The organism is Streptomyces sp. NPDC058335, from assembly GCF_042723915.1.
Lineage (GTDB): Bacteria > Actinomycetota > Actinomycetes > Streptomycetales > Streptomycetaceae > Streptomyces.
Genome location: NZ_JBHXHX010000015.1, coordinates 178,628 through 202,534 on the forward strand (window position 1 = coordinate 178,628; position 23,907 = coordinate 202,534).

Here is a 23,907-nt window from a genome sequence, read left to right on the forward strand (position 1 = left end):
CCGCGCCCTGGTGAGGGGCCGGGGCGCCGGGGACTCCTCCCCGGCGCCCCGGTTCAGCCCTTGAGCGACGCGACGAAGGGCGCCCAGGCGGCGGCGCCGAGGATGACGGCGGGGCCGTCGGGGACCTTGGAGTCCCGGACGGGGACGAGGCCGGGGACGTTGTCGGCGACCTCGACGCAGTTGCCGCCGCTTTCGTTGCTGTAGCTGGATTTCCGCCAGAGGGCGGCGCCGGGGAAGTCGGTGGCGATCTCGACGCATTCCCCGCCGTCACCGTTGCTGTAGCTGCTCCTGCACCAGAGCGCGTCACTCAAGTCGATCCGGTCGCTTGTCATTTCGGTAATCCTCTGCGGCTGCCCTGATCATGGCCAGGGACGTCTCTGGTGACAGCGCAACGGCCCTGAGCCGATCGTATGCCTTGCGGTACTGCTTCACGAGGGCCGGATCGTCGATGGTGTCACCGCTGTAAGACGCCTCGGTGTAGATCAGTGGAGGCGCGTCCGGAAAGGTCATGACCATGATGGAGGCCGTCATCAGAGGATACGCCCCGCACGTTCGCGGAATGATTTGCGGAGTGATCCGGCGTCGCTCTGCCAACTCCACTACCCGATCAAGTTGTTCGGCCATCTCCAGCGGCGGAAGAACCGAGTCCGTGACCAACGACTCGTGCAGGACTACCCAGTACTCCGGGGTGGAGTGGTCCTCCTCGAAGAGGCGGGCGCGAGCGAGCCGAGCCATCACTTTCTCCTCTACCCACTCATCGGAAGCCGCCGGGTGCGCCGACCGGACGAGTGTCCGAGCATAAGGAGCGGTCTGAAGCAGCCCCGGAAAAATGATGGGGGACCACAGCTCAATGGACTCCGCCTGTTTTTCCGCCTCAAGAGCCTTCTCGAAGTACGCGGCGTGCGGCCCCCGCCGCGCCTTCCGCACATCCTCACAGTGCCGTTCGAAGAACCCGTCGGTCCCCAGCACCTGGTCCACGTGCCGTGCCAGGTCCAACGGCATCCGGCGCTCGCCGCGTTCGATGTCGCTGAGGTAGGTCTTGCCGTAGAAGCTGCCCTGGAGCAGTCCCTCCAGTGAGAGTCCCGCCGCCTCCCGCTTCCACCTCAACTCCTTGCCGTAGAACGTCGGAACGCTCATCGAGCCGTCGATGTCCTTGCGCCGTGCCACTCGCACACCTTCCGCCGTACCGGCCGCGAACGCGAAACCTGTTCCACCGTAGCCAGCACGGCGACATTCTGTGAGGCATTCGTCACACACCGCACAGAAGGTGGCCGCCCCCATGTCCGACCGCTCCCCCACCGCCTACGACGTCACCCTCTGCGTCGAGAACCTCCGCACCGCCCTCGCCCTGCACGGCATCACGCTGCCCTCCCTGCGCGCGGACCTGCCGAGCTTCGCCGGTACGTACGCGCCGCCCGCCGGTCTCGTCGCGCTCGGGAACTGCAACACCGTCACGGCCCACGCGCTCGCGACCGCCCTCCGCGGGACGGCGACCGGGCGATGACCTTCGAACTCGACCTGCTCGCCACCCCGAAGTCCGTACCCGAACTGCGCCACCACCTGCGCGCACTCGACGTCGATGTCCTCCTGTGCGCCACGGAGTTGCTGACGAACGTCATCGACCACCTCGGCGAGGGCACTCCGGTGACGGTCCGCGTCACCGGGACGCCCCACGGGCACACCCGCGTCGAGGTCACCGACCCCGACGCACGCGCCCTCCCCGTGCTCCTGTCGGCCACCGGCACCGCCGAGTCCGGCCGCGGCCTGGCCCTGATCGACGCGCTGGCCCGGCGTTGGGGCGTGGATCAGGGAGCGGACCACAAGACGGTCTGGTGCGAACTGGCCGTACCGGGGCGTCGGCCGGAGGCGCCGTCCCTGTAGGGCTCCGCCGGGGCTGCGGCTTCGGCAGGGCCCGAGGGTTCCCGGAATTGTGGCTTCCACCATGGCGAACACCCGCTTCACCTGGTGAGATCACCGGATGCTCGGTCTACTCCTGCGTGTTCTGCCCTTCTGGGTGCGTGAGCCCCTGCTCATCGCCCTCGGGTCCGTCCTCGGCGTACGCATCGCGTACCTCGCCGTCCACGATCACGACCTGGTCGCGGCCGGTCTCGCCGCGGTGTTCCTCCTGTTCACCGCGGTACGCGTCGGTGTGGTGGTCCGGGCGCTGCGTGCGCGCCGGAACCCCGCTCCGGCGGCCTCCGTGGACGGGACACCGGGCGACGCCGTCACTCGGGCCTGGGCACAGGCACAGGTACTGACGGCACCGGGAACGGCATCGGCACAGGTACCGGTGCCGCCACCGGCCGGAGCGGGCTCGCCCCCCGGCCCGACCGCCGTGGAGAAGGAGCCCAACCCGTGGGGTCAGGCCGTCGCGGCCGTGGCCGTGTTCGGAGCACTCGCGGCCGCGCTGTGGCTGGCCCCCCGCGTGCTGCCGGACGACGACAACACAGCGCCGTCGGCATCGTGTTCGGACACGGAGGACGAGGCGCTGCCGGCGGTCTACGAGAAGACGCCCCGGCCCGTGACCGGTGACGAGCTGTGCGAGGCCCTCAACCGAGCCGACCTGGCGCGGCTTCTCGGAACGCCCGCGGAGATCGCGACCTCGGCCTCCGGCACCAGCAACACCGCCGCCCTGACCGACGGGAAGGTCGCGGAGCCCCAGGCCGAGGTCACGTTCGACACGTACACCGTGAACCTGTCGGCCACTTACAACAGGCTGTCGACCGCCCAGTACGTGAATCTGGTGAAGATCGCGGGTGACGAGGACGAGAAGGACCTCAGGACGCTCACGGTCCTCGGCCGGCCCGCGCTCCTCTCCTCGGAGCACACCATGAAGTTCGAGATCGGTTTCGGGGGCGAGGGATCCAGCGGGCCGGTGCAACAAGGTCCCCTGGCCAGGACGCTCTCCGTGGCGCTCGACAGCAAGGACCGGGGCGGCTACTACGACATCACCGTGTGGAGCGAGTCCGGAGCCCTCCCGGACGACGGGGTCCTCCTCGGCATCGCCGAGAAGGTCCTTCCGACGATCCCCGAACGGAGCGTCCGCTGAGACGCCCAAGACCTCTGAAGCGTCCGAGGCATGTGAGGCTCTGAGGCGTATCGCCGCCGGCCCCGGCCGGTCCCGGTGAGGACGCGGGCGCGGGCGCGGAGAAGCCGAACGAGGCCCGGCGACCACGCGTCACGAGGGTCCGGGGGGCGCCCCCCTCTGGCTCAATGAGCCTTTCGTGCTCGCGAGGTACACCGGCGCCACCAATCGCGCGCTCCCGGTCAACAGCCCGGAGGGACCCCACTCGTTGCGCTTCATGGTCCGTCACCTGATCGGGGGGGCGACTCGGAGAAGCTCAGTGATGCAGCACGCCCGACCGCTCAGGCGTGTGAGCGGCGACCACGTGGCCCGCCCGGGACGACTCCCGCCGCCGGTCCACCACGGCCGCCACGGCGGCGACGCCCAGTCCGAGCACCGCGAGCCCCGCCCCCGCCACCGCCGGGGACGTCACGCCGAGGCCTGCGGTCAGGGCCAGGCCGCCGATCCAGGCGCCGCCGGCGTTCGCGAGGTTGAAGGCCGCCTGGTTGGCGGAGGACGCCAGGGAGGGGGCCGAGGACGCCTTCTCCATGACCATCAGGTTGAGCGGGCTGCCCGCGACGAAGGCCGCGACGCCGAGGAGGACCACCGCCAGGGCCCCGCTCCACTGCGTGCGCATCAGCAGCGGGAAGAGGGCCAGGACGGCCACCAGGGACGTCAGGCCCCCGAACAGCGTGCGCCGCATCGCGACGTCCGCCAGACGTCCCCCGAGCAGGTTGCCGATCGTCGCGCCCACACCGAACAGCGCCAGCAGCAGCGTCACGCTGGAGTCGGCGTACCCGGCGGAGTCCGTCAGCATCGGCGTGACGTAGCTGTACGCGGAGAAGAGGGCTCCGAAGCCGGCGACCGTCGTGCCGAGCGCCAGCCAGACCGGGAGGGAGCGGAGTGCGACCAGTTCGCCGCGCAGGCCGCTGGTGGGGGCGGCGTGGGTGTGGTCGGCCGGGATCAGCAGGGCCAGCGCCCCGATCGCCGCCAGCCCGATCACGCTGACGCCGAGGAACGTGGCCCGCCAGCCCAGGTGCTGGCCGACGAGCGTGGCGACCGGGACTCCCGCGATGTTGGCGACCGTCAGGCCGAGGAACATCAGCGAGACCGAGCGGGCCTTGCGGTCCGGCGCGACCAGGTTCGTGGCCACCACCGCGCCCACGCCGAAGAAGGCGCCGTGCGGGAGGCCGCTGAGGAAGCGGGCGGCCAGGAGCGAGTCGTAGCCGGGGGCGAAGGCGGACACGGCGTTGCCCGCGACGAACAGCACCATGAGGGAGATCAGGACCGTACGGCGGGACATCCGCGCGGTGACGGCGGCGAGCAGCGGGGCGCCGATGACGACGCCGAGCGCGTAGGCCGAGACCAGGTGTCCGGCGGTGGGGATGGAGATGTCGAGGTCGTCGGCGACTTCGGGCAGCAGGCCCATCATCACGAACTCGGTGGTGCCGATGCCGAAGGCACCCACGGCGAGGGCGAGCAGGGCCAAGGGCATGGTGGGGCCTGTGCCTTTCAGAGAGAGTTCCGTCATCGTATGTTCAATTACGGAACAAAGACTCTCCGGCCCGGTATTCCGGGAGGTTACGGTGTGGTGACCTTCACACGAGCCGCGACCGGCAGGTGGTCGCTGCTCGTCTGCGGCAGCGTCCAGGAGGTGACCGGCTCCACACCCGTCACCATGATCTGGTCGATCCGCGCCATCGGGAACGACGCCGGCCAGGTGAAGCCGAACCCGCTGCCGGCGGCGCCCTGCGCGGAGCGCATCTGGGAGGTGACGGCGTTGAGCGAGCGGTCGTTCATCGTGCCGTTGAGGTCGCCGAGCAGGATCTTGCGGCTCAGCGGGTCGGCGGCGATCGCCTCGCCCAGCGCGTCGGCGCTCTTGTCGCGCTGATGGGCCGTGAACCCGGCCTGGAGCTTCACGCGGACCGAGGGCAGGTGGGCGACGTAGAAACCGACCGGCCCCTGCGGGGTGGTCACGGTCGCGCGCATCGCGCGGACCCAGCCCAGCTTGATGTCGACGGCCGCCACATCGGTCAGCGGGTACTTGCTCCACAGCCCGACCGTGCCCTGCACGGAGTGGTACCGGTACGTCGCCGCCAGCGCCTTCTCGTACACCGGCGCCGCCGTCTCGGTCAGCTCCTCCAGGGCCAGGACGTCCGCGCCGGAGGCGGCCACTTCCTGCGCGGTGCCGGAGGGGTCGGCGTTGTCGGCGTTGACGTTGTGCGTGGCGACGGTGAGGTCGCCGCCGCTGCCGGTCTTGTCGCCGAGCAGCCCGCCGAAGAGGTTCAGCCAGACCACGGCCGGCAGCAGCAGGGCGATCAGCGCGGTCGCCGACCTGCGCACGAACGCCAGCACCAGGAACACCGGAATGAAGACGCCGAGCCACGGCAGGAACGTCTCCGTGAGGCTGCCGAGGTTGCCGAAGCGGTTGGGGATGCGCGAGTGCAGCAGCATCACCAGCGCGAGCAGCAGAGCGAGCGCGGCGACGACGAGGCCGCGGCGCCAGATCCGCGGATCACCGCGCCAGCCGGCCGACAGGCGTCCGGCCAGTCGTACGAGCAGGCTCCGGAGCCGGGCTCTCCGCGGCTCGGGACCCGAGCCGCCGTTGTCCGTCTCCGTCACATACGCCTGCTGCGCCATACCGTCGCCTCACTACCTGCCGTGCATACCGTCTCTCCCCCGTGCGTACGACCCTAGGGGATGATCGGCTCGGATCCCGCCGTCCCATGACGGCCCAACGGGCACGAGGACGAGCGGACAGCCGCCGGGGGTTCCGATCGGAGGCCGTCAGGGATGGTCTGTGACGGAACGCGCACATTCGGGCGGGCCCGCCGGGGAACTGACGGACCGTGGGGCGGTGGCCCCGCCGACCGGCTGCGCACCGGTGGGCCGTAGACCGTCGAGCAGGGTGTCCACGATCGTTTCCGCGAGGCCCTCGGGGAGGTCGGCGTCGGGCCGCAGGACGGCGCGGACCAGCATCGGGCCCATGAACAGGTCGTTGACCAGCGAGATGTCGAGGCCGGCGCGGAGTTCACCGTCGCGCTCGCCGCGTCGCAGGACCTCGATGCCCAGTTTCCGCCGGGGTGCGATGACCGTGTTGTGGTACGCCTCCCAGATCTTGGGGCTGCTCTTCATCTGGGCGTGCGCCGCGCGCAGGATCGCCGAGGAGCGGCTGGCCAGTCCGCGCCGGCGCTGCCACTCCAGCAGCGCCACGAGGTCGTCGCGCATGGAGGTGCCGGGGAGTTCGGGGTCGTCCGGCTCGGCGGTGCGCAGGACGTCGACGAACAGTTCCTCCTTGCCCTTCCAGCGGCGGTAGATGGCCGCCTTGCCGACCCCGGCGGTGCGGGCGATCCGCTCGATGGACAGCTCACCCAGCGGCACCCCCTCCTCCAGCAGCCTCATCGTCCCCTCGACGATGGCCTGTTCCACGGCCTCGCTGCGGGGCCGCCCCCGGACGGGCTGCGCGGGCCGCTCGGCGGCGGTCCCACTGTCGGCAGAGGTCACGGCCGTCCTTTCGTCGTACTCGGGGCATTCTCGCCCGCGGGGCTGCCGGGGGCGGCGGCGCCCCGTGCCGGCCGCCTCGGGTCTACGAGTCGGTGCGCACCAACTCGCCGTCCTTCGCCGCCTCCTCGGGCTCCTTCGGCCGGCCCGGCAGGAACAGGGCCACGACCACCGCGCCGACGAGGGCGACACCGGCCCCGCACAGTGCGGTGACGTGCATGGCGTGCAGGAACGCGTCGTTGGCCGGGCCGACGAGGGACTCGCCGCGCGGGCCGAGCTTCGCCGCGACACCGAGCGTCGCCTCGATCGACTCCCCCGCCGTGTGGCGCAGCCCGGCCGGTACCGCGCCGAGCTTGTCCTCGATGCCGGTGCGGTACGCCGCCGACAGCACGGAGCCGAGTACGGCGATGCCGAGCGCGCCGCCGACCTGGCGGAAGGTGTTGCTGAGCGCGGACGCGGAGCCGGCCTTCTCGCGGGGCAGCGCCTGCATGATGACGACACTGGTCGGGGTCATGATGTGGGCCATTCCGGCGCCCATGAAGAAGAAGACGACCTCCAGCAGCCAGATCGGCGTGTCCTCGTCCAGCGTGGCGAACGCGACCAGCGTCGCCGCGATGACGAGCATGCCGCCCGTGGTCGTGGCCTTGTTGCCGAAGCGGTCCACGACCAGCCGGGCGCGCGGCGCGAAGACCAGCTGGGCGACGGCCAGCGGCAGCATCAGCAGGCCGGTCTGGAGCGGCGAGTAGCCGCGCACGCTCTGGGTGTAGAAGACGGAGAAGAAGGTCACGCCCATCAGCGCGAAGAAGACCAGCGCGATGACGCCGATCGCGGCCGAGAAGACCTTGTTCCGGAAGTGGCCGACGTCGACGGACGGATGGTCGCTGCGCTTCTCGAACACCACGAACGCGGCGAGGACCACCAGTCCCCCGCCGATCGTCGCCAGCACGGTCGGATCGGTGAAGTCGGCCAGCTCGCCGCCCTTGATGATGCCGTAGACGAGCAGGACCAGGCCGACGACGGACAGGACGACGCCGATGGGGTCGGTCCTGCCGGGGGCGGGGTCGCGCGAGTCCGGCACCAGCCACACCATCAGCACGATGGCGGTGATCACGATCGGCACGTTGACGAGGAAGACCGAGCCCCACCAGAAGTGGTCGAGGAGCAGGCCGCCGGTGATGGGCCCGATGGCGATGGCCAGGCCGACGCCGCCGGCCCAGATGCCGATCGCCTTGGGCTGCTCCTCGCGCTCGAAGACGTTCATCAGGACGGCGAGGGTCGCGGGCATCACGAACGCGGCGCCGAGGGCCATCAGCGCGCGGAACGCGATGAGCTGGGTGGGTGAGCCGGACTCGGCGGCGAGCGCGGAGCCGATGCCGAAGACCGCGAGGCCGCCGAGCAGGACCTTCTTGCGGCCCAGCCGGTCGCCCAGCAGTCCGGCGGAGAACAGCAGGCCCGCGAAGACGAGCGTGTAGGAGTTGATGGCCCACTCCAGCTCGCTCTGGGTGGCGCCGAGGCCGACGGGGGCCGGGGTGGAGATGGTCTTGACGGCGACGTTCAGGATCGAGTTGTCGAGCACCACGATCAGCAGGCTCAGCATCAGCACGCCGAGGATCGCCCAGCGACGCCGATGCACGGCTTCCGGTATGCGGGGGGTCGCGGGAACGGCGGGAGTGGTCATGCCTTCGAGCGTAGGCCCATTGCGATACGAGACCGTCTCGTATCGAATTCTCTTACTGAGGTTTTACCCACAGGGGGTGCTCTGGCCCTCCCTGGCACGAAGTGCCACCATGGATGTGGTCCGGGGACGCCGTGAGGGCGCCTCGAGATGACGAAGGAGCCGTTGCAATGACGCAGCTTTCGGCTGCCCAGACGAAGTCCTCCGACGGCAGCAAGGCGCTGTACGGAGGAAAGGGCACACGCCGTATCACCGTCCGCGACATCGCCGCCGCCAAGGAGCGGGGCGAGAAGTGGCCCATGCTCACCGCGTACGACGCGATGACCGCGTCCGTCTTCGACGAGGCCGGGATCCCCGTGATGCTCGTCGGTGACTCGGCGGGCAACTGCCACCTCGGGTACGAGACCACCGTGCCGGTCACCCTCGACGAGATGACCATGCTCTCGGCGGCCGTCGTGCGCGGCACCCAGCGTGCCCTCATCGTCGGCGACCTGCCCTTCGGGTCCTACCAGGAAGGTCCCGTGCAGGCGCTGCGCAGCGCGACCCGGCTGGTCAAGGAGGCCGGGGTGGGGGCCGTGAAGCTGGAGGGCGGCGAGCGGTCGCACCGGCAGATCGAGCTGCTCGTCGAGTCCGGCATCCCGGTCATGGCCCACATCGGGCTCACCCCGCAGTCCGTGAACGCCATGGGGTACCGCGTGCAGGGGCGTGGCGAGGAGGCTGCCGCGCAGTTGCTGCGGGACGCGAAGGCCGTCCAGGACGCGGGGGCGTTCGCGGTCGTCCTTGAGCTGGTGCCGGCGGAGCTGGCGGCCGAGGTGACGCGGGTGCTGCACATCCCCACCGTCGGGATCGGGGCCGGGGCGGAGACGGACGCGCAGGTCCTGGTCTGGACGGACATGATGGGGCTGACCGGGGGGCGGATGCCCAAGTTCGTGAAGCAGTACGCGAATCTTCGACAGGTCATGGGCGACGCGGCGAAGGCGTTCGCGGAGGACGTCGTCGGCGGAACGTTCCCTCAGGACGAGCACTCGGTCCACTAGAGCCATCTCGGTACGACGGCAGCCCGCCGACCATCCCCCAGTCGGCGGGCTGCCCCTTTGCGTTTCCCGCCCCCGCCGCCCCTTCCCGACCCGAACCTGGGGGCTGCCGCCCCCCAGACGCCTGCGTCCTCGAACTCCCCAGAGGGGGGACCCCCGGACGGGCTGAATTACCTGACTGGCTCTTTTCATCCCCTTGGGCCCGGCCCTGTCGGCGGGATGTCGGCGGCTGTCGGTCGGGTGTAGGTCGTCTGTCGGTGGGGGGTGGCACCGTCAGTGACATGACACGCATCGACAACAACCCCAACGGCGCGTCCCGCGCCGTCACCGTGCGGGGGCTGGTCAAGCACTACGGGGAGACCAAGGCACTGGACGGGGTCGACCTCGACGTGCGGGAGGGCACCGTCATGGGGGTGCTCGGCCCGAACGGCGCCGGTAAGACCACCCTCGTGCGGATCCTGTCCACGCTCATCGCTCCCGACGCCGGCCGGGCGACCGTCGTCGGCTACGACGTCGTACGCCAGCCCCGCCAGCTCCGCCGCGTCATCGGCCTCACCGGCCAGTACGCCTCCGTCGACGAGAAGCTCGCCGGCTGGGAGAACCTGTACATCATCGGCCGGCTGCTCGACCTGCCCCGCAAGGAGTCCAGGGCCCGCGCGGACGCACTGCTGGAGCGGTTCTCGCTCACCGAGGCCGCCCGGCGTCCGGTGGGGACGTACTCCGGCGGTATGCGACGACGACTCGACCTCGCCGCGTCCATGATCGGCCGGCCCGCCGTCCTCTTCCTCGACGAGCCGACCACCGGCCTCGACCCCCGCACCCGCAACGAGGTGTGGGACGAGGTGAAGTCGATGGTCGGCGAGGGAGTGACCGTCCTGCTGACCACCCAGTACATGGAGGAGGCCGAGCAGCTGGCCTCCGAGCTGACCGTCGTCGACAAGGGCAAGGTCATCGCCACGGGCGGCATCGAGGAGCTGAAGGCCCGCGTGGGCGGACGGACCCTGCGGGTGCGCCCGGCCGACCCGGTGCACCTGCGCCCGCTGGCCCACGCGCTGGACGAGCTGGGCATCACCGGCCTCGCCAACACCGTCGTGGACACCGAGCGCGGTTCGGTGCTGGTGCCGGTGCTGAGCGACGAGCAGCTCACCGCCGTGGTCGGCGCCGTCACCGCGCGCGGTATCACGCTCTCCTCCATCACCACCGAACTGCCCAGCCTGGACGAGGTGTTCCTGTCCCTCACCGGCCACCGTGCCGGTGCGCCGCAGGGCACCGTCCCCGCCGACAACACCCTCGAGGAGGTCGCCGTATGAGCGCCGCCACCGCCACTCTCACGCCGGCCGACCTCCAGGGCGCCGACGCGCCGATCTCGCTGCGGGCCCACCTGCGGCACACCGGCGCGCTGGTGCGCCGCAACCTGTTGTGGATCCGGCAGGACCCGGAGTCGATGTTCGACGCGATCCTGTTCCCGGTCGTCTTCACCCTGCTGTTCGTGTACGTCTTCGGCGGCTCCATCGGCCAGTCGCTGGGCGGCGGTCAGGAGGCGTACGTCCAGTACGTCGTGCCCGGTCTGCTGGCCATGACGGGGATGAACATGGCGCAGGGCGTGGGCACCGGGTTCAACCAGGACTTCAACTCCGGTGTCATGGACCGCTTCCGGTCGCTGCCGATCGGGCGCGGCTCGGTGCTGTTCGCGAAGATCGCGGTCGAGCTGATGCGGATGCTGTTCGCGACGGTGGTCCTGGTGATCGTCGCGGTGCTGGTCGGCTTCGACATCACCAGCTGGCCCGGTCTGCTGGCCTCCGTGGGGCTGTCCGCGGCGTTCGGGTTCGCGCTGATGTGGGTGTTCCTCACGCTCGGCGTGACGATGAAGAACGCACAGTCCGTGCAGGCGATGGGCTTCCTGGTGCTGATGCCGCTCCAGTTCGGCTCGTCGATCTTCGCGCCGACCGCCTCGATGCCGGGCTGGCTGCGCAACTTCACCGAGTTCAACCCGCTGTCGGCTCTCGCGGACGCGGCCCGCGGGCTGATGATCGGCGGTCCGGTCGCGCACGGTCTGTGGGTGACGCTGGCCTGGTCGGTGGGGCTCACCGCGGTGATGGCGCCGATCTCGATCCACAAGTTCCGCACCAAGAGCTGACCGGGTGCGTCACACCAGGGCGGCGGCCTCCTCGTAGGAGAGGCCGCCGCCCTCGGCGTATGCGGCGGTGTACGCCTCCTCGCCGAGCGCGGCGCGGGCCCCGGCCCTGGCCCGCTCCCGGCTCTCGGCCTCCAAACGCGGCGCGATGTGCCGGGGCGGGAGGTGGGCGTCGGCGGCGCCCAGGCAGCGGGCGGCGGCCCCGGCGCGGGCGCCGTCTCCGGTGTCGGTCCCGCTGAGGGCGATGGCGGCGATGGTCAGGTAGAAGGAGCGCAGGTGCGGGGCGATGGCCGTGGACAGCGGGTCGTGGGCCTGTCGCAGGGCTTCGCGGATCGCCGCCAGCGCCTCCTCGTACCGCTCCTCGACCGCGTCCAGCCAGGCCTCCGCGCCCAGGATCATCGCGTCGAAGACGACGAAGTGCGCGAGGCCGAACTCCTCGCGCAGCATCCGCAGCTGCTCGCGTCCCTCGGTGGCGCGGCCGGTCATGGCGAGATGGCCGCAGAGGAAGAGCCGGGCGGCCGGCAGGGCCTCGTTGACGGCGCCGTCGACGCGGTCGATGACATCGCGCAGCATGCGTTCGCCGCGCTCCGCCTCGCCGGCCTCCAGGAGTGCGCCGCCGAGCCGGGCCTCCAGAACCGCCGACTGGCTGCGGGCGTCGAGCCGTTCGGCGTACACCATGGCGGCCTCGTAGTCGGCCGCGGCCCTGCCGTAGGCGCCCATCCGTTCATGGGCCTCGGCGCGCGCCGAGAGTGCCTCGGCGGTGCCCCAGGCGTCGTCGAGACGGCGGAAGATCTCCAGGGACTCGTCGGCGTCGCGGGTCGCGTCGCCCGCCCAGTCGGAGCGGTTGGCCAGCAGGTTGGCGCGCATCTGGAGGCAGCCGGCCAGCTCCCACTCGTAGCCGGGGGTCTCTCGGGCGGTGCGGATGTTGGCGTCGATGATGACGCGGATGCGTTCCATGTCGCCGGTGAGCATGACGGCGTAGAACCAGAGCAGGCCGGGGGTGCGGCAGGTCTGCGGGAGGCCGGGGCTGTAGGTGTCGGCGATCGCCCGCAGCTTGGCCTGGGCGGCCGGGGTCTGCCAGGCGTCCAACTCGGTGTCCATGCAGGCGAGATGGGCGAGGTGGACGCCCCGCCGGGCCTCCGCGAGGACCTCGCCGGTCATCGGCGGCGGGGCGTCGGTGCAGGGTTTCCACACGGGGGCGGCGGGGCGTACGGGCTCGGCGAAGGGGTCGGGGCCGAGGGACATCACCTCGCTGCACCAGCTGCGGGCCTCGATGCGCAGGTCGCGCATCTGCCAGTACGTGACGAGCGAGTGGACGAGGCAGAGCGCCTCCTGCTCGTCGCGCTCGGCGACGGCGCGGCGCAGTGCGGTACGCAGGTTCTCGTACTCGAGCTGGAGCCGGTCGATGGCGGCCCGCTGCCCTCGGCCGCGCAGCAACGGCTCGGTGGTGCGGGCGAGTTCGCGGTAGTACGTCAGGTGCGCGCGCTCGGCCCGGGGGCGGTCGCCGGACTCGTCGAGGCGGGCGGCGGCGTACTCGGCGACGGTCTCCAGGAGCCGGTAGCGCATGGCGCCGCCGGGGGCGGGGGCGGCCACGACGAGGGACTTGTCGACGAGGGAGCCGAGCGCGTCGAGGGCGGCCGGACCGCACACGGCCTCGGCGGCGGCGAGGTCGCAGCCGCGGGCGAAGACCGACAGATGGCGCAGGACCTCGCGTTCGTCCTCGTCGAGCAGGTCCCAGGACCAGTCGACGACGGCCCGCAGGGTCTGCTGGCGGGGCAGGACGGTACGACTGCCGGAGGTCAGCAGCCGGAAGCGGTCGTCGAGCCGGTCGGCGATCTGGCGGGGGGTGAGCATGCGCAGGCGGGCGGCGGCCAGTTCGATGGCGAGCGGCAGGCCGTCCAGGCGGCGGCAGATCTCGGCGCAGGCCTCGGGGTCGCCGTCGACGCGGAAGCCGGGGCGGGCGGCCGCTCCGCGCTCGGCGAGCAGCCGCAGCGCGGCCGGTTCGGGCAGCGGCTCCACGGGCCGCAGCAACTCGCCCGGTACGCCGAGGGGTTCGCGGCTGGTGGCGAGGACCGTCAGCTCCGGGCAGCGCTTGAGCAGCTCCTCGACCAGGCGCGCGGCGCCCTCGACGACGTGCTCGCAGTTGTCGAGGACGATCAGCATCCGGCGGCGGGCGCAGTGCTCGACGAGGCGCTCCACGGGGTCGTCGAGCCGCTCGGCGACCGCCGCCCGCATCTCCTCCGCGCCGGCACCGTAGAGCACGGTCTCGCGTGCCCCGACGGCGGTCAGGACGGCCTGCGGTACGGCGTCCGGGTCGGCGACCGGCGCCAGCTCGGCCAGCCACGCCCCGTCCCGGGCGACGTCCCCCGCGCTCTCGGCGGCCTCCTGCGACAGCCGTGTCTTCCCGGCGCCACCGGGCCCGAGCAGCGTGACCAGCCGGGCGCCGGCCAGGTCCCCGTGGATGGCCTCGATGTCCCCTTCCCGCCCGACGAAGGAGGTGAGCCGGGCGCGGAGGTTGCCGGGGGGCCGGGTGGGGCGAACGGGGGCCGGGGCGTTGGGGCGGGCCGGCGCGGGCGGGGGTTCCGCGGGGCTGAGGAGTTCCGTGTGGAGGGCGCGGAGTTCGGGGCCGGGGTCCGAGCCGAGGCGGTCCGCGAGCAGGCGCCGTACGGACTCGTAGGCGGCCAGGGCCTCGGCGGTGCGGCCCGCGTCGCGCAGGGCGCGCAGGCGCAGGGCCTGGAGGGGCTCGTCCAGGGGGTGGGCGTCGCACAGGGCGGTCAGCTCGGGCAGGGACTGCCCGGCGTGGCCGAGGGCGAGGGCGGCGGTGTGCCGGGCGCGTACGGCGTCCAGGCGGCGGGCCTCCCGGCGGGCCGCCTCGGCGGTGCGGTCGGGCAGGTCGGCGAGGGCCGGGCCCTGCCACAGGGCGAGGGCGTCGTCGAGGAGGACGGCCGCCTCGGCGGGGTCGCCGTCGGTGAGCGCGCCCAGGCCGTCGGCGGTCAGCCGCTCGAACCGGTGCAGGTCGACGGCGTCGGGCGGGGCGGTGAGCCGGTAGCCGCCGTCCGCGGAGGCGATGGCGTCGGCGCCGACGGTCCGGCGCAGCCGGCCGACCAGTGCCTGCAGCGCGGCGGGCGCGTCTGCGGGCGGGTCACCGGCCCAGACCTCCTCCACCAGCAGGTCCACGGGCACGGTCCGCCCGGCCCGCAGCGCCAGCACGGTCAGCAGCGCGCGCAGCCGCGCCCCGCCGACGGCGACGGCGGTGCCGTCGGTCCGGAGTGCCTGGGTGGTGCCGAGGATGCGATAGCGCACGGGGTCCATTCTCTCCGGTGGGAGCGGGAAGGGTCACAGGGTTCCGGGCGGGGGCGGCGTGGCAGGAACGGCGGCCGGACGGCCGCCCATGGAGGGATTGCCCCGCTCTCCCAGGAACCGATGACCGGCCGCGAGACGTTTTCCCCTTGCGCCCGGTACGGTCGGGCAGCCGGACACCCGGTCCCGACACCGCACCCCAGGAGCATCCGCTGATGACCACCGCCCTCTCCCGCCACAGCGACCGGCGGATCAGCCCCGTCTTCCTCGGGATACTGGCCGTCACGGCGGTCACGGGCTGGGCCACCTGGACCGGCTTCGCCGAGCAGCCCGGTCTGGCCGTGTTCCTGTTCGTGACCGGCGCCTGGATCGTCTCCCTCTGCCTGCACGAGTACGCGCACGCGCGCACCGCCCTGCACAGCGGCGACATCTCGGTCGGCGCCAAGGGGTACCTGACGCTGAATCCCCTCAAGTACACGCACGCGCTGCTGAGCATCGTGCTGCCGGTGCTGTTCGTGATCATGGGCGGGATCGGCCTGCCGGGCGGCGCCGTCTTCATCGAGCGCGGCCGGATCCAGGGGCGCTGGCGGCACAGCCTGATCTCGGCGGCGGGCCCGCTGACGAACGTGCTGTTCGCCGTCGTGTGCACCGCCCCGTTCTGGCTGGACGCGCTGGACGGCGTGCCGGCCGACTTCCGGTTCGCCCTCGCGTTCCTCGCCCTCCTCCAGGTCACGGCGGCGATCCTGAACTTCCTGCCGGTGCCCGGCCTGGACGGCTACGGCATCATCGAGCCCTGGCTGTCGTACGACGTGAAGCGGCAGGTCGAGCCGTTCGCGCCGTTCGGACTGCTGTTCGTGTTCGCGCTGCTGTGGGTGCCGACGGTCAACGGGGCGTTCTTCGACGTGGTCGACTCGGCGCTGAGCGGTCTCGGCATCGGTGACCTCGAGACCTACTGCGGTGAGACGCTGTACCGCTTCTGGCAGGACACGCCGGACATCTGCTCGATCAACTCGTGACGGACCGGCGGATCTTCTCGCGCTTGAAGTAGTACCAGGTCATGTTGGACGACAGGCCCGCCAGCAGCACCCACACGACGCCCAGGAAGCTGCCCTGGACGAAGGACACGACCGCCGCGGCGACGGCGAGGAGGCAGACGATCAGGGCGTAGACGGCGAGGCGGGGCATGGGGGCGGTTCTCCTGTCGGGGGACACTGCTGACGTCGGCATCCAGTGTCCCCCATCCGCTCAGACGTCGGTGACGCGGAGCCCGGCGTGTGCCTTGTAGCGGCGGTTGACGGAGATCAGGTTGGCGACCAGGGACTCGACCTGGTGGGCGTTGCGCAGCCGTCCGGCGAAGACGCCCCGCATGCCGGGGATGCGGCCGGCCAGGGCCTGCACGATCTCCACGTCGGCACGCTGCTCGCCCAGCACCATCACATCGGTGTCGATCTCGTCGATCTCCGGATCCTGGAGGAGGACCGCCGAGAGGTGGTGGAACGCGGCGGTGACACGCGAGTCGGGCAGCAGGGCGGCGGCCTGTTCGGCGGCGCTGCCCTCCTCCGGCTTGAGCGCGTAGGCGCCCTGCTTGTCGAAGCCGAGCGGGTTGACGCAGTCGACGACGAGCTTGCCCGCCAGTTCCTCGCGCAGCGACTCCAGCGTCTTGCCGTGGCCGTCCCACGGCACGGCGACGATCACGATGTCGCTGCGGCGGGCGGTCTCGGCGTTGTCGGCACCCTCGACACCGTGCCCGAGTTCCTCGGCGGCGGCCTGCGCGCGGTCGGCGGCACGCGAGCCGATGATCACCTTCTGGCCGGCCTTGGCGAGGCGGTAGGCGAGGCCCTTGCCCTGCGGTCCGGTCCCGCCGAGGACGCCGACGACCAGCCCGGAGACATCGGGAAGGTCCCACGGGTCCTTGGCGGGGGCCTTCGCGGGAGCGTTGTGTGCACTGTCGGTAGAGGTCATGGGCCGACCTTACGTGCGCGGGGGCAGCCCCATCGGGTGACGGCCGTCACGGCCGCCGGGCGGGTCCCCAGGTCGGGGGAATCGGCGGCGAACGCCGGTCCCCGGGCGCCCGATTGGGGCAGGATGCGGTCGCATGGACGCCGTACGGGTCGCGCTGCTGCGGGAAGTGCTCGCCGGGACGGAGTGGCTCGGGGCCACCCGCCGGTTCGCCGGGGTGCTGCGGGGGTCGGTGGTGTCGCACGGGGGCGGGCTGCTGCTGGTGGGCACCGCGGCGTACGAACCGTGGCATCTGGCCGCCCATCTGGTGGACGAGGCCGCCTGGTCCGGTACGCCGGAGCTGGCCCCCACGCTCGTACGGCACGGCGCCCGTCCGTCGGACCCGGCGCATCTCGCGGTGGGCCTCGGCCGGATCGAGGCGGCCCGGCGGGGCGAGACCCTGCTGGTGGTGACGCCGGAGGGGGACGCGCCCCTGCTGCAGCGGGTGTCGGACGCGCGGCGGGCGGGGGTGACCGTGCTGGCCCTCGGTCCGGGCGAGGGGGAGCTGACGGGCCTGGCCCACGAGACGCTGGCCGTGCCGGACGGCTCGGAGCTGGACCTGGACACGGTTCAGCACCTGGTGAGCGCGGCGGCGGGCGAGCAGGCGGTGCCCTCCCCGAGGGGACGCCGCCGGCTGCGCGACAGGTTGTCGAGGCTGGCGGAATCCCTGACGGCACCGCCGCCGGCCCCTTGGTGAGGGGGTGCGGTCATCGGTCCGGCCGCGCGGACCGACGCACACGCGGTGCGGCGGCCCGGGGAAGCGTGCCGCCGCGCCCGTGGGGGGGAAGACTGATCAGTCGTCGTCCTCGGTGGCGCCCGCCGGAGCGTCGTGCCACTTGGGGTCGTTCTCCCACTGGAGGTTGCGCTCGCGGGCCGTCTGCATGGCGTGCTCGGCCTCGGCTCGGGTGGTGTAGGGGCCGAAACGGTCCTTGGCCGGGCACTCGGGCCCTTCCTCGACCTTCTTGTGTTCCAGGCAGTAGTACCACTCGCCCGGCTTGCCGACCGTGCGCTTCTTGAACAGGGCCATGACCAGCTCCTCTCGCCACCGTCATGTTCCCCCATGGCCGCTGGTTAGACTCGCTGGCATGTCTGGCCAGTCGCTGCTCGCGCCCGGGGAGCTGTCCCCCATCCGTTCCGTGCCCGGAAACATCCGCCGTCCCGAGTACGTCGGCAAGCCCGCGCCGACCCCGTACACCGGGCCGGAGGTGCAGACGCCCGCGACGATCGAGGCGATGCGCACCGCCGGGCGGATCGCCGCGCGGGCCATGGCGGAGGCGGCGAAGCTGATCGCGCCGGGCGTCACCACCGACGAGCTGGACAGGGTGGCGCACGAGTACATGTGCGACCACGGCGCCTACCCCTCGACGCTGGGCTACCGCGGTTTCCCCAAGTCCCTGTGCACGTCCGTCAACGAGGTGATCTGCCACGGCATCCCGGACTCGACGGTGCTGCGGGACGGCGACATCGTCAACCTGGACGTGACGGCGTACATCGGCGGGGTGCACGGCGACAACAACGCGACGTACCTGGTGGGGGACGTCGACGAGGAGAGCCGGCTGCTGGTGGAGCGGACCCGGGAGTCGCTGGAACGTGCGATCAAGGCGGTCCGGCCGGGGCGGCAGATCAACATCATCGGCCGGGTCATCGAGTCGTACGCCAAGCGGTTCGGGTACGGCGTGGTGCGGGACTTCACGGGGCACGGCATCAACTCGTCGTTCCACTCGGGGCTGATCATCCCGCACTACGACAGCCCGCACGCGACGACCGTGATCCGGCCCGGCATGACGTTCACGATCGAGCCGATGCTGACGCTCGGGACGCACGAGTACGACATGTGGGACGACGGCTGGACGGTCGTGACGAAGGACCGCAGGCGGACGGCCCAGTTCGAGCACACACTGGTGGTGACGGACACCGGCGCGGAGATCCTCACGCTGCCCTGAGCCGTCCCTCCCGCCCGTTTCCCCGGGTTCCCGCGTTCAGCCCGCTCTCCCTTTCCCGGAGGGCGGGCTTTCTGCCGTCCGGGTAGGTTTTTACCGACGCGCTGTCGGAAAAGTTACCGACAGCAAGTCGGCAAGACATTGACTTAGGTAACCCTAACCAGAGAAACTCGGGTCATGGACTCCTTCTCGACAGTCATCCGGACCGCCTCCCACGAGCAGCACGTGGAGGCGGAGACCTCCACGTTCATGAGCGACCTGCTCGGCGGCCGGCTCGGCGTCGACGCGTACGCGCGCTACACCGAGCAACTGTGGTTCGTGTACGAGGCACTGGAGGCCGGGGCCGGGCGGCTGGCGTCGGACCCGGTGGCGGGGCCGTTCATACGGCCGGCACTGTTCCGGCTCAGCGCGCTGGAGCGGGACCTGGCGCATCTGCGGGGTGCCGGCTGGCGGGCGGGGCTGTCCGCACTGCCGGCGACGCGGGCGTACGCGGAGCGGGTGCGCGAGTGCGCGGAGTCCTGGCCGGGCGGGTACATCGCCCACCACTACACGCGCTACCTCGGCGATCTCTCCGGCGGGCAGATCATCCGCGACCGGGCCGAGAAGGCGTGGGGCTTCGAGAAGAAGGGCGACGGCGTCCGCTTCTACGTCTTCGAGGAGGTCGGCAACCCGGCCGCCTTCAAGCGGGAGTACCGGGAGCTGCTGGACGCGGTGCGCGCGGACGACCTGGAGAAGCAGCGCATCGTGGCGGAGTGCAAGAAGGCGTTCGCCCTGAACACGGGCGTGTTCCGGGCGCTGGGCGAGGAGTTCCCGCTCTCGGCTTGACCCTCCCCCACACGCCCGGGCCGGGCCCGCCCCCTCGACCGTGAGGGGGCGGGCCCGGAGCCGCGTCAGTTCTCGTGGCCGACGGCGTACTCCGAGCACTGGGCCCCGCCCCAGACGAGCTTGCTGGTGACCGTCTCGATCCCTCCGAAGTACGGGCTGCAGACGACCTTGTCGTCGCCGTCCTCGAAGTGACGGTCGGCCGCGCCGGCGCTGGTGGCGCCCGCGGCGGTGAGGGCGGCGCCCAGGACGACGGCGGCCAGGGCAGAACGGATGCGCATGGTGCTCCTCTCAACGTGACTGAGTGATCACGCCCAGAGGTCCCCGTTCGCCGCCTCCCGCACACGCGGCTCCACCCGTACGGGGGTGCGCCTGACCACCGATGCCACGCCGGGTCAGCGCTCCAGGAGGACCCGGCCGCCGATCTCGACCCAGCCGTACGGCTGCGGGGCGGTGAGGATCTGGGATCCCGCCCCCTGGGTGACGTTCAGGGCCCGGCCGAGCAGGTCGGTGAGGAGCAGGGCCGCCGCGCCGGTCGCCTCGTCCTCGTCGACGCCGTCGTCGCGGCCGGGGAAGCCCCGCGCCCGGACGCGTCCCGCCGGCTCGTCCTCCCAGGCCCAGGCGTAGATCCACTCGCCGGGCGGCGGCACGGGCAGGTCGTCGACCTCGGCGGCGGACGCGTACTGACGCAGCGTGCGCGGCGGGACCCATTCGGCCCGTGCCTCGATCCAGCTGAACTCGCCGTCCAGGCGGGCGCCCACCACCCCGGCGGGGGTGACGAGTTCGGGTACGTCGAGCAGCCACGCCGTGCCCACGCAGGGGTGTCCGGCGAACGGCAGCCGCAGGGTGGGCGTGTAGATGTCGACGACCCCGCGCTCGGGGTCGTCCACGAACACGGTCTCGCTGAAGCCGAGCTTCGCCGCGAGGGTCTGCCGGTCGTCGCGGTCGGGCAGCACCGATCCCTCGCGGACGACGCCGAGTTCGTTGCCGTATCCGCCGTTCGGTGCGCAGAACACGCGGAGCACGTCGTAATCAGTCACCGGGGAATTGAAGCACTGGCACGGGCCGCGCCGCCCCCCTGACCGGGTGGCGGGCGAAGGTAAGGCTAACCTAAGCTTCCGGCATGACCGTCCTGGACAAGCGCGCCGAGCCCGCCGCAGAGGCAGCGGTCGCCGTCGGCCCCCTCAAGAAGCGCGGCACCGCCTGGCTGTTGACGGCCGGGCTCGTCCTCGGGCTGCTCGTACTCGTGCCGGTCGCCGCCGGGCTCGGGGCCTATCCGGTGCCCGTCACCGATGTGCTGTCGTCCGTGCAGCACCGGCTCGGGCTGGGCGGCACCGGGTTGGACCGGGTCGCCGAGTCGGTGCTGTGGAACGTGCGGTTCCCGCGGATCGTGCTCGCACTGCTCGTCGGGGCCTCGCTCGGCTGCGCGGGCGCGCTGATGCAGGGCGTGTTCGGCAACCCCCTCGCGGAGCCCGGCGTCATCGGGATCTCCTCCGGCGCTGCCGTCGGCGCGGTCGCCGCGATCGCGTTCGGGGTGAACTTCCTCGGCACCTGGACGGTGTCGGCGTTCGCCTTCGCCGCCGGCCTCGTCACCGTCCTGCTGGTGTACGTGCTGTCACGCTCCGGGGGCCGTACGGAAGTGGTGACGCTGATCCTCACCGGCATCGCCGTGAACGCCTTCGCGGGGGCGCTGATCGGGCTGTTCCTGTTCTTCGCGGACACCGCGGCGATCCAGCAGATCACCTTCTGGCAACTCGGCTCGCTCTCCCAGGCGACCTGGCCGAAGGTGCTCGCGGTGCTGCCGTGCGCGGCGACCGGGCTGGCTCTCGCGCCCCTGTACTCGCGCCGTCTCGACCTGCTGGCGCTGGGCGAACGGCCCGCCCGCCACCTGGGCGTGGAGGTGGAACGGCTGCGGACCGTGCTGATCCTCGTCATCGCGCTGCTGACCGCGGCCGCGGTGAGCGTGTCCGGCATCATCGGCTTCGTCGGCCTGGTCGTGCCGCACCTGCTGCGGATGGCCGCCGGTCCAGGGCACCGGTTCCTGGTGCCGGGCAGCGCCCTGCTCGGCGCGCTGGTGCTGCTCGCCGCCGATCTGGCGTCCCGCACGGTCGCGGTCCCGGCCGAACTCCCCCTCGGGGTCCTGACGGCGCTGCTCGGCAGCCCGTTCTTCTTCTGGCTGCTGCGCAGGACGCGGCGCAGGCAGGGCGGTTGGGCCTGAGACCCGTACCGCGGCCGTCCCGAACCCACTCAAGGAACCCGTATGAGACTCCTGCGCCCCCGCCCGGCCCCGCCCGCTCCCGCCGCCCCCGGCGACCTGGTCGCCGAGGCCGGCTCCCTGCACGTACGGCTCGGCGGCCGGGAGGTGCTGCGGGGCGTGGACGTGGCCGTCCGGGCCGGGGAGGTGCTGGCCCTCGTCGGCCCCAACGGGGCGGGCAAGTCGACCCTGTTGGGCGCGCTCGCCGCCGATCTGCCGGCCGCCGAGGGCGCCGTACGGATCCACGGCCGGCCGGTCGGGGAGTGGACGGCGCCCGAACTGGCCCTGCGCCGGGCGGTGCTGCCGCAGGCGGCGGCGCTGTCCTTCCCGTTCGCCGTGGCGGACGTGGTGCGGATGGGCCGGGCACCGCACGCCTCCTCCCCCGCCGAGGACGACCTGGCGGTGGCCGGGGCGATGGCCGCGACCGAGGTGACCGCCTTCGCCGCCCGCCCGTTCTCCGCGCTGAGCGGCGGCGAGCGGGCCCGCGTCGCGCTCGCCCGCGTCCTCGCCCAGGGCGCCCCCCTGCTGCTGCTCGACGAGCCGACCGCCGCCCTGGACCTCAGACACCAGGAGTTGGTGCTGCGGCTGTGCCGGGCGCGGGCGGCGGCGGGCGACGCGGTGGTGGTCGTACTGCACGACCTCGGGCTCGCGGCCGCCTACGCGCACCGGGTCGCGATCCTGCGGGCCGGCCGGGTCGCGGCGGACGGCCCGCCCGCCGAGGTGTTCACCGAGGGGCTGCTGTCGGAGGTCTACGACCAGCCGGTCGAGGTGCTGCCCCATCCCCGGACGGGCGCGGTCCTGGTGACCCCGCGCCGCGGCCTTTGAACTCCCTTTGTCCTCCCTGTGGGTGGGCTTGACCGGACCATGGGGTCCGTTTTGAGCCACCGTGATCGGGTCGTGCTCTTACGGTGTCCATGAGAGGTGAATCACGGTCCGAGGGGGTATCGCGCAGGTAAGCCTTGGATAAGTTAGGCAAGCCTCACTGAGACTTGTGAACCCCGTCACGTAATTTTTCAGCCACGCTGGGAGCCTTCATGCGCGCCGCCAGACTCTCCGTCGCCACCGCCGCCGCAGCCGTCGCGGCCCTGACCGCCGTCACGGGCTGCACCGAGAAGAGCGACGCCGGCGCCGGCGACCGGGTGATCGGCGTGACCGCGACCGACGACAAGTGCGAGACCACCACCGAGGAGATCTCGGCCGGACACGTCGAACTCGCCATCGAGAACAAGGGCTCCAAGGTCACCGAGGTCTACCTGCTCTTCCCCGACGACCGGGTGGTGACCGAGCGGGAGAACATAGGCCCCGGCACCAAGCAGCGGGTCACCGCGGAAGTGAAGGCCGGTAGCTACCTGATCGCCTGCAAGCCGGGCATGAAGGGCGACGGCATCCGCCAGGACCTCAAGGTCACCGGCGGCGGTGCGACCGCCGCGCGCGACCCGCGCCTCGACAAGGCCGTGGCCGCCTACCGGGCCTACTCGCAGCAGCAGGCCGACGAGACCCTGCCCAAGGTCGAGGCCTTCGTGAAGGCGGTCGAGGCGGGAGATCTGGAAGCCGCGAAGAAGGCGTACGCGCCCTCCCGCATCGGCTGGGAGCGCACGGAGCCGGTCGCGGAGTCCTTCGGCGACATCGACCCGAAGGTCGACGTCCGTGAGGACGGTCTGGAGGACGGGCAGAAGTTCACCGGCTGGCACCGCCTGGAGAAGGCCCTCTGGCAGGACAAGAAGATCACCGCCGAGGAGAAGACCCTCGCCGACCAGCTCGTCACCGACCTGACCGACTGGCAGAAGCGGGTCGGCAAGGCCGAGATCAGCCCGACCTCCATGGCCAACGGCGCCAAGGAACTCCTCGACGAGGTCGCCACCGGCAAGGTCACCGGCGAGGAGGAGCGCTACTCGCACACCGACCTGGTCGACTTCAAGGCCAACGTCGAGGGCGCCGAGAAGGCCTTCGACCTGCTGGAGCCGGTCGCCAGGGAGAACGACCCGGCGCTGGTCACCGAGCTGGACAAGCAGTTCACCGCGCTGAACACACTGCTCGACAAGTACCGCCCGAACACGGCCTCCTACGAGTTCACCTCGTACGACAAGGTCGGCGCCGCCGACCGCAAGGAGCTGTCGGACGCGGTGAACGCGCTCGCGGAGCCGCTCTCCAAGCTCGCCGCCGCCGTGGCCAAGTAACGGAGGGC

At 71.9% G+C, this 23,907-nt stretch carries 25 protein-coding genes; 13 read left to right on the top strand and 12 right to left on the bottom strand.

Annotated features, from left to right (window positions below; translation table 11 throughout):
* Nucleotides 1-53: 53 nt before the first annotated feature.
* Together ACFWJX_RS27965 and ACFWJX_RS27970 are read right to left on the bottom strand one after the other, a co-directional pair.
* Nucleotides 54-332, bottom strand: a complete 279-nt coding sequence (locus ACFWJX_RS27965; protein WP_383248512.1) for a DUF397 domain-containing protein — start codon at nucleotides 330-332, stop codon at nucleotides 54-56.
* Nucleotides 304-1,167, bottom strand: a complete 864-nt coding sequence (locus ACFWJX_RS27970; RefSeq protein WP_383248514.1) for a Scr1 family TA system antitoxin-like transcriptional regulator — start codon at nucleotides 1,165-1,167, stop codon at nucleotides 304-306. The genes ACFWJX_RS27965 and ACFWJX_RS27970 overlap by 29 nt, the downstream gene beginning before the upstream one ends.
* A 112-nt stretch (nucleotides 1,168-1,279) precedes the next feature.
* Between ACFWJX_RS27970 and ACFWJX_RS27975 the strand changes: the two genes are divergently transcribed.
* From ACFWJX_RS27975 to ACFWJX_RS27985, 3 genes are all read left to right on the top strand, one after another.
* The gene (locus ACFWJX_RS27975; protein ID WP_383248516.1) at nucleotides 1,280-1,504 is read left to right on the top strand and encodes a hypothetical protein; all 225 of its coding nucleotides are present in this window, start codon (nucleotides 1,280-1,282) and stop codon (nucleotides 1,502-1,504) included.
* Nucleotides 1,501-1,881, top strand: coding sequence for an ATP-binding protein (locus ACFWJX_RS27980; protein ID WP_383248518.1), 381 nt, complete (start codon nucleotides 1,501-1,503; stop codon nucleotides 1,879-1,881). The genes ACFWJX_RS27975 and ACFWJX_RS27980 overlap by 4 nt, the downstream gene beginning before the upstream one ends.
* 97 nt (nucleotides 1,882-1,978) lie before the next feature.
* A complete protein-coding gene (locus tag ACFWJX_RS27985) occupies nucleotides 1,979-3,049 on the top strand; it encodes a DUF6215 domain-containing protein (protein WP_383248520.1) in 1,071 nt (356 codons plus the stop codon).
* 292 nt (nucleotides 3,050-3,341) lie between these two features.
* Here the strand turns inward: ACFWJX_RS27985 and ACFWJX_RS27990 are convergent, their stop codons facing one another.
* From ACFWJX_RS27990 to ACFWJX_RS28005, 4 genes are all read right to left on the bottom strand, one after another.
* Entirely contained in the window at nucleotides 3,342-4,559 is a 1,218-nt protein-coding gene (locus tag ACFWJX_RS27990; RefSeq protein ID WP_383248522.1) for an MFS transporter, read from the bottom strand.
* 86 nt (nucleotides 4,560-4,645) lie between these two features.
* On the bottom strand, nucleotides 4,646-5,704 hold the full coding sequence (locus ACFWJX_RS27995; RefSeq protein ID WP_383248524.1) for an endonuclease/exonuclease/phosphatase family protein: 1,059 nt from the start codon (nucleotides 5,702-5,704) through the stop codon (nucleotides 4,646-4,648).
* A gap of 147 nt (nucleotides 5,705-5,851) precedes the next feature.
* Nucleotides 5,852-6,568 carry a TetR/AcrR family transcriptional regulator gene (locus ACFWJX_RS28000; RefSeq protein WP_383248526.1) on the bottom strand — a complete coding sequence of 239 codons (717 nt, stop codon included), beginning with the start codon at nucleotides 6,566-6,568 and terminating at the stop codon, nucleotides 5,852-5,854.
* Between the two features lie 82 nt (nucleotides 6,569-6,650).
* Complete coding sequence (locus ACFWJX_RS28005; protein WP_383248528.1) at nucleotides 6,651-8,243, bottom strand: MFS transporter; 1,593 nt, start codon at nucleotides 8,241-8,243, stop codon at nucleotides 6,651-6,653.
* A 167-nt stretch (nucleotides 8,244-8,410) separates the two neighbouring features.
* Between ACFWJX_RS28005 and panB the strand changes: the two genes are divergently transcribed.
* The 3 genes from panB (at nucleotide 8,411) to ACFWJX_RS28020 (ending at nucleotide 11,411) form a co-directional block, all read left to right on the top strand.
* A complete protein-coding gene (gene panB / locus ACFWJX_RS28010) occupies nucleotides 8,411-9,277 on the top strand; it encodes a 3-methyl-2-oxobutanoate hydroxymethyltransferase (protein WP_383248530.1) in 867 nt (288 codons plus the stop codon).
* A gap of 278 nt (nucleotides 9,278-9,555) precedes the next feature.
* Nucleotides 9,556-10,584, top strand: a complete 1,029-nt coding sequence (locus ACFWJX_RS28015; protein WP_383248532.1) for an ATP-binding cassette domain-containing protein — start codon at nucleotides 9,556-9,558, stop codon at nucleotides 10,582-10,584.
* Nucleotides 10,581-11,411, top strand: coding sequence for an ABC transporter permease (locus ACFWJX_RS28020; protein WP_383248534.1), 831 nt, complete (start codon nucleotides 10,581-10,583; stop codon nucleotides 11,409-11,411). Before ACFWJX_RS28015 ends, ACFWJX_RS28020 begins: the two co-directional genes overlap by 4 nt.
* Before the next feature lie 9 nt (nucleotides 11,412-11,420).
* Here ACFWJX_RS28020 and ACFWJX_RS28025 read toward each other — a convergent pair whose 3' ends face one another.
* The gene (locus tag ACFWJX_RS28025) at nucleotides 11,421-14,720 is read right to left on the bottom strand and encodes a BTAD domain-containing putative transcriptional regulator (RefSeq protein ID WP_383248536.1); all 3,300 of its coding nucleotides are present in this window, start codon (nucleotides 14,718-14,720) and stop codon (nucleotides 11,421-11,423) included.
* Nucleotides 14,721-14,923: 203 nt separating this feature from the next.
* On the opposite strand from ACFWJX_RS28025, the gene ACFWJX_RS28030 reads away from it, so the two are divergent.
* On the top strand, nucleotides 14,924-15,724 hold the full coding sequence (locus ACFWJX_RS28030; RefSeq protein ID WP_383248538.1) for a site-2 protease family protein: 801 nt from the start codon (nucleotides 14,924-14,926) through the stop codon (nucleotides 15,722-15,724).
* Here ACFWJX_RS28030 and ACFWJX_RS28035 read toward each other — a convergent pair.
* Both ACFWJX_RS28035 and npdG read right to left on the bottom strand, forming a co-directional pair.
* The gene (locus tag ACFWJX_RS28035; protein ID WP_383248540.1) at nucleotides 15,714-15,893 is read right to left on the bottom strand and encodes a hypothetical protein; all 180 of its coding nucleotides are present in this window, start codon (nucleotides 15,891-15,893) and stop codon (nucleotides 15,714-15,716) included. The genes ACFWJX_RS28030 and ACFWJX_RS28035 overlap by 11 nt on opposite strands.
* A 60-nt stretch (nucleotides 15,894-15,953) precedes the next feature.
* The gene (gene npdG, locus ACFWJX_RS28040) at nucleotides 15,954-16,670 is read right to left on the bottom strand and encodes an NADPH-dependent F420 reductase (protein WP_383248542.1); all 717 of its coding nucleotides are present in this window, start codon (nucleotides 16,668-16,670) and stop codon (nucleotides 15,954-15,956) included.
* Nucleotides 16,671-16,803: 133 nt separating this feature from the next.
* Here npdG and ACFWJX_RS28045 point away from each other — a divergent pair, with 133 nt between their 5' ends.
* A complete protein-coding gene (locus ACFWJX_RS28045) occupies nucleotides 16,804-17,403 on the top strand; it encodes a hypothetical protein (protein ID WP_383248544.1) in 600 nt (199 codons plus the stop codon).
* Nucleotides 17,404-17,499: 96 nt separating this feature from the next.
* On the opposite strand, the gene ACFWJX_RS28050 is transcribed toward ACFWJX_RS28045, so the two are convergent.
* Nucleotides 17,500-17,733: a hypothetical protein gene (locus ACFWJX_RS28050; protein WP_383248546.1), complete on the bottom strand. Its 234-nt coding sequence runs from the start codon at nucleotides 17,731-17,733 to the stop codon at nucleotides 17,500-17,502.
* Nucleotides 17,734-17,791: 58 nt separating this feature from the next.
* On the opposite strand from ACFWJX_RS28050, the gene map reads away from it, so the two are divergent.
* Nucleotides 17,792-18,649, top strand: a complete 858-nt coding sequence (gene map, locus ACFWJX_RS28055) for a type I methionyl aminopeptidase (protein WP_383248548.1) — start codon at nucleotides 17,792-17,794, stop codon at nucleotides 18,647-18,649.
* A gap of 174 nt (nucleotides 18,650-18,823) precedes the next feature.
* The gene (locus ACFWJX_RS28060) at nucleotides 18,824-19,471 is read left to right on the top strand and encodes a heme oxygenase (biliverdin-producing) (RefSeq protein ID WP_383248550.1); all 648 of its coding nucleotides are present in this window, start codon (nucleotides 18,824-18,826) and stop codon (nucleotides 19,469-19,471) included.
* Between the two features lie 65 nt (nucleotides 19,472-19,536).
* On the opposite strand, the gene ACFWJX_RS28065 is transcribed toward ACFWJX_RS28060, so the two are convergent.
* Nucleotides 19,537-19,749 (bottom strand): hypothetical protein, encoded by a 213-nt coding sequence (locus ACFWJX_RS28065; protein WP_383248552.1) that lies wholly within the window; start codon nucleotides 19,747-19,749, stop codon nucleotides 19,537-19,539.
* Nucleotides 19,750-19,863: 114 nt separating this feature from the next.
* On the bottom strand, nucleotides 19,864-20,508 hold the full coding sequence (locus ACFWJX_RS28070; protein ID WP_383248554.1) for a PhzF family phenazine biosynthesis protein: 645 nt from the start codon (nucleotides 20,506-20,508) through the stop codon (nucleotides 19,864-19,866).
* Nucleotides 20,509-20,591: 83 nt separating this feature from the next.
* Between ACFWJX_RS28070 and ACFWJX_RS28075 the strand changes: the two genes are divergently transcribed.
* The 3 genes from ACFWJX_RS28075 (at nucleotide 20,592) to efeO (ending at nucleotide 23,899) form a co-directional block, all read left to right on the top strand.
* Nucleotides 20,592-21,686, top strand: a complete 1,095-nt coding sequence (locus tag ACFWJX_RS28075; protein ID WP_383248556.1) for a FecCD family ABC transporter permease — start codon at nucleotides 20,592-20,594, stop codon at nucleotides 21,684-21,686.
* A 42-nt stretch (nucleotides 21,687-21,728) separates the two neighbouring features.
* Complete coding sequence (locus ACFWJX_RS28080) at nucleotides 21,729-22,547, top strand: heme ABC transporter ATP-binding protein (RefSeq protein WP_383248558.1); 819 nt, start codon at nucleotides 21,729-21,731, stop codon at nucleotides 22,545-22,547.
* 209 nt (nucleotides 22,548-22,756) lie between these two features.
* Nucleotides 22,757-23,899, top strand: a complete 1,143-nt coding sequence (gene efeO, locus ACFWJX_RS28085; protein ID WP_383248560.1) for an iron uptake system protein EfeO — start codon at nucleotides 22,757-22,759, stop codon at nucleotides 23,897-23,899.
* Nucleotides 23,900-23,907 lie beyond the last annotated feature (8 nt).